This window comes from Saccharothrix coeruleofusca (assembly GCF_014648515.1).
Classification (GTDB): Bacteria; Actinomycetota; Actinomycetes; order Mycobacteriales; family Pseudonocardiaceae; genus Actinosynnema; species Actinosynnema coeruleofuscum.
Genome location: NZ_BMRG01000018.1, coordinates 117,547 through 122,170 on the forward strand (window position 1 = coordinate 117,547; position 4,624 = coordinate 122,170).

Here is a 4,624-nt window from a genome sequence, read left to right on the forward strand (position 1 = left end):
CGAAGCCGAGGTGCCGGTGGCGCGGCGCGAGTACCACCGCCGGGTGCGCGACCTGGACTCCCGCGCCCCGCAGCGGGTCCGCGGCATCGCGAGCCCGGTCGTCTCACCGGACGGAACGCGGATCGCGTTCCGCGCGCTCAACGCCCTGTACGTGGTGTCCCGCCTCGGCGGCAGGCCGCGCAAGCTGACCTCCGGCGGCTACTTCGACTCCGACCCGGACTTCACCCCGGACGGTCGCGCGCTGGTCTACTCCAGCGACCGCACCGGCACGCCCGCGCTGTGGTCGCGGGACCTGACCACCGGGCGGGAGACCAGGCTCGGCGCCTCGCCGGGCGCGCAGACCACGCCGCGGGTGTCCCCGGACGGCCGCTCCGTCGCCTACGTCGACCACGACGGCGCGGTGTGGGTGCTCGACATCGCCTCCGGGGCCCGCAGGCAGGTCACCCCCGCCCTGTTCATGCCGGGCAGGCCGAGCTGGTCCGCCGACGGCGCGGTGCTCGCGCTCGCCGCGGTCAAGCCGTTCTCCCGGCGGTTCCGCGAGGGCACCAGCCAGGTCCTCACCGTCGACCTGGCGGGCGGCGAGCTGCGCTACGCCGAGCCCATGCCGTTCCGCTCCCTGTCCACCAGGGGCGATGACGGACCGGTGTTCTCGCCCGACGGCAGACAGCTGGCGTTCGTCGTGGAGAGCGTGGCGTGGGTGGTCGCGGTGGACGCCGCCGGGCGGTTCACCGGCGAGCCGAGGCAGGTCACCCACGAGGTGACCGACTCGCCGGCGTGGTCGGGCTCGGACGCGCTGGTGTACCTGTGCAACGGCGTGCTGCGCCGGGTCGGCCTGCGTGGCGGGCCCCCGCGCACCATCCGGCTGGACTTCACCTGGCGCAGGCAGGCGCCGCCGCACCGCACCGTCATCCACGCGGGTGCGGTGTGGGACGGCGAGTCCGAGCGGCTGCGCCGGGACGTGGACGTGGTGCTGGAGGACGGCCGGGTGGCCGAGGTCCGCGCCCACCGCGCAGCGCCGGGGGAGCGCGTGGTCGACGCGCGCGACTCGGTGGCCATGCCGGGGCTGGTCGACGCGCACAACCACTGGCACCTGCGCGGGCGGCAGTGGGGCGACCGGCAGGGCAGGCTGTGGCTGGCCTACGGCATCACCACCACCCGCTCGCCCGGCGACCCGGTCTACCAGATGCTGGAAACCCGCGAGGCGCTGGAAGCGGGCACCCGCGTCGGGCCGCGATTCCTGGGCACTGGCGAGGCGGTGGACGGCTCGCGGGTCTACTACAACTTCATGCGCCCCACGCGGTCGAAGGCGCAGCTGGACCTGGAGCTCAAACGCGCGCTGGAACTCGACTACGACATGGTCAAGACCTACGTGCGGTTGCCCGTGGAACTCCAGCGGACCACCGCTGAGGCGGCGCACCGGGCGGGGGTGCCGCTGTCGTCGCACTACCTGTACCCGGCCGCGAACCTCGGCATGGACGGCATGGAGCACGTCGGCGCCACCAACCGGCTGGGCTACTCGCACACCGTCAGCCGCACCGGCCGGTCCTACCAGGACGCGGTGGAGCTGTTCGTGCGCTCCGGCATGTCGATCACGCCGACGCTGTTCCAGTCGCGGGCGCTGCTGGACCGGGACAAGTCGTTGGTGGAGGACGAGCGCACCAGGGTGTTGTTCCCGCCGTGGGAGTACGAGCGGTACGTGGCCGACGCCGCCGCCGCGGGCACGCCCGCGTCACCGTGGTCGCGCGAGATCCTCGCGGGCTGGGTGGACATGGTGCTGCGCATCCACCGCGGCGGCGGGCTGGTGATCTGCGGAACCGACTCGCCGCTGGACGCCGTCGCCACGTCGCTGCACCAGAACCTGCGGGCCATGGTCGAGTACGGCTTCACCCCGTACGAGGCGCTGACCACCGCCACCCGCAACCCGGCGCGGTGGCTGGGCCTGTCCGGGCGCGTCGGCGTGCTGCGCCCCGGCGCGTACGCCGACGTGGCGCTGGTGGCGGGCGACCCGCTGACCGACATCCGGGCCGCGGCGGCGGTGCGGCGGGTGGTCGTCGGTGGCGTGGTGCACCAGGTGGCGGACCTGCTGGAGCCGTTCCGGCGGACGGGCGCGGCACAGGCCGGACCGGTGCTGCCCGCCGCGCCGTCGGCGGCAGGCGCGTCCGAGCAGTGGTGGCACGAGCCGGAGTGGTCGGTGCACGCGTGCTGCGGTGAATGACCGGAGAGCGACCACCGCCCCGCGCGGCACGGGTGGCGGGCCGCACGTCCCGTGTACCGCGAGGACGCACGACCCGCCACCCCACCAGTGATCAGCCCGGCGGCCGTACGCCGTGGCTGCCGGTGGACCGCGCGCTGGTCCGACGGCGCGTCAACGCGACCGTCGAACCACTGGTGCCGCGCGATCAGGCATTCCGTTCAGGTTGATTCAACGCTTCGCGGTCGCCTGCCCCTGACCCTCGTGGTGGCTGCCGTGTCCGTGCTGACCCTCGTGGGCCTCCTCCTCGGTAGCGGCTTCCTCCTCAGCGGTGGCAGCCTGCTCCTCCTCGGTGGTGGCGGCCTCCTCCTCGGTGGTGGCGGCCTGCTCCTCGGTGGTGGCGGTCTGCTCGGCGGCGGTCTGCTCCTCCTCAGTGGTGGCTTCCTCGGCGGGCTTCTGCTCTTCGGTGGCGGCCTCCTCCGCGGTGGCCTCCTCGGTGGCGGTGGCCTGCTCGGTGGCAGTGGTCTGCTCCGCGGCGGTGGTCTGCTCGGTGGCGGTCTGCTCCTCCTCGGTGGTGGCTTCCTCGGCGGGCTTCTGCTCTTCGGTGGTGGCGGCTTCCTCGGTGGTGGCGGCTTCCTCGGCGGTGGCGGCCTGCTCCTCGGTGGCGGTGGTCTGCTCGGTGGCGGCCTCCTCCGCGGTGGCCTCCTCGGCGGTAGCGGTCTGCTCGGCGGCAGCCTCCTCTGCGGTGGCCTCCTCCGCGGTGGCCTCCTCCGCAGTGGTGGCTTCCTCGGCGGTGGCGGTCTCGCCCTCGACAGCGGTGGCTTCCTCCGCGGTACCTGCCTCTTCCTCGGCGGGCTTCTGCTCCTCAGCGGCAGCCTCGCCCGCAGCCGCTCCTGAGCTACCGTGGTGCGGGTTGCCGATCACCGCACCGCTGTGAGTCCCACCCGCCACCGCACCGTGTTCGCCCGCGTAGGCGAAGTCCTCCCAGTAGTGCGCCTCGTCCGCGTCGGCGTAGGCACCGACCTCGTACGTGCCCGCGCCGTGCGGGCCCGCCCACACGTGGCCTGCCCAGTAGTAGGCCTCCCCCTCCGCGCCGATGCCCGAGTAGACGCCGGCGCCATAGGCACCCTCCGGCCCCGCCGCGGCGAAGGTGTCCTCGTAGTAGACCTCCTCGGTACCCGCCGCAGCGATTCCCGCTGCGCCGATCAGCATCGGTAGGGACACCGCGCCTGTGGCGAAGAGTCGAATGATGCTGCGCATGGGGCAACCTCCTTGTGTAGTAGTCACCATGCGGATTCATCGTCACCGTTGATCAGCGTCACCGCTGGTGGCGTGAACGCATCGTGTGACCGGGGTTTGGACGGTCACAACCGGTCTGAAGAGCGGTTATCACGGCACGTGCGCGAAACGCACCGCTTGTGAGTGACCAAGAAGAGTTGCCGCCCAAAAGGATGAGGTGGCGATCTTCACCCGCTCGAATCCGCAGTTCAGCCCATGTGAATCGGATAAGGGGCCGCTGACGGTGCGCATGCGGGGTGACTTCCACCGATCGTGTCGCCATGACTCGTTGCGGTGGAAAGACTTCTCCGTGTCGTCTCAACAGGACGGACGCCACCCTGGCAGGGAGCGGTGTCGGGCGGGGGCGGGGTGGCGCGTTCGGTGCGCGCGCCAGCGCGCGGATCCGCCAGCCGAGCACTGGAGGAATAATCAGTAATATTGATTACTTCAGTGTTGACTGAAACTAGTCCGAACGGGCCGCCGGAACGAAAAAGGCCACGGAGGAAGAGTCATCTTCAGCGCTCAACGGATGACCGGTGTGCCAGGGAAGATCAGGCCCCAGAGGTGCACGAGGAAGTGCCCGCGACGGCGCCGAGGGGCACGGCACCGTCGTCGCAACCCTGAGGTCAGTCCGAGGACTCGCGCCGCTCGAAGACGGTGTCGGGCGCGGATTCGGGCACCTCGGTGCGCAGGTCGGAATCGCGCAGCACCTCGCGTGCCTGGGCCTGCGGGTCCGCGCTGCCCGACTCGGCCTCTTCGGGCAGGAGGGCGGCCCTGGTCCGGGCGCGCTCCTCGACGCCGTTGCGCCGGTCGAAGACCTCCGGACGGTCGAGGTCGTGCTCGCGCCGCAGGCGTGCTTCCTCCTCCGCCGGGAGTTCGGTCGCGCCGAGGTCCAGGGGCTCCTGATTCGTCATGTCCTCTGCGTTACCCGCGCCGTGTCCGTTCCATGCCGTGTCCGTTCCACGCCGCGCCCGTTCCGCGCGGGCCGCTTCGGCGTGCCGCGCGAGGGGTAAAGGCGAGCATGGCGATCTCCCTCAACCGGGCCGCGAGCACGCCCCTGCTGTACTTGTTCATCCTCGGTGACATCCTCGGTGCCGGGGTGTACGTCCTGGTGGGTTCGGTCGCGGCGGAGTCCGGGGGCGCGGTGTGGCTGCC

3 protein-coding genes are annotated in these 4,624 nt (G+C 72.0%); 1 reads left to right on the forward strand and 2 read right to left on the reverse strand.

Going from position 1 to position 4,624, the window contains the following annotated elements:
• On the forward strand, positions 1-2,215 hold a 2,215-nt coding region (locus IEZ00_RS30265), incomplete at its 5' end, for an amidohydrolase family protein (RefSeq protein ID WP_229796235.1).
• 207 nt (positions 2,216-2,422) lie between these two features.
• On the opposite strand, the gene IEZ00_RS30270 is transcribed toward IEZ00_RS30265, so the two are convergent.
• Together IEZ00_RS30270 and IEZ00_RS30275 are read right to left on the reverse strand one after the other, a co-directional pair.
• The gene (locus IEZ00_RS30270) at positions 2,423-3,451 is read right to left on the reverse strand and encodes a hypothetical protein (RefSeq protein WP_189226775.1); all 1,029 of its coding nucleotides are present in this window, start codon (positions 3,449-3,451) and stop codon (positions 2,423-2,425) included.
• 644 nt (positions 3,452-4,095) lie between these two features.
• The gene (locus tag IEZ00_RS30275; RefSeq protein ID WP_189226776.1) at positions 4,096-4,383 is read right to left on the reverse strand and encodes a hypothetical protein; all 288 of its coding nucleotides are present in this window, start codon (positions 4,381-4,383) and stop codon (positions 4,096-4,098) included.
• Positions 4,384-4,624: the final 241 nt, after the last annotated feature.

Coding starts and splice junctions, on each gene's coding strand:
- IEZ00_RS30270 (WP_189226775.1), bottom strand. CDS start 3,451: ATGCGCAGCATCATTCGACTCTTCGCCACAGGCGCGGTGTCCCTACCG.
- IEZ00_RS30275 (WP_189226776.1), bottom strand. CDS start 4,383: ATGACGAATCAGGAGCCCCTGGACCTCGGCGCGACCGAACTCCCGGCG.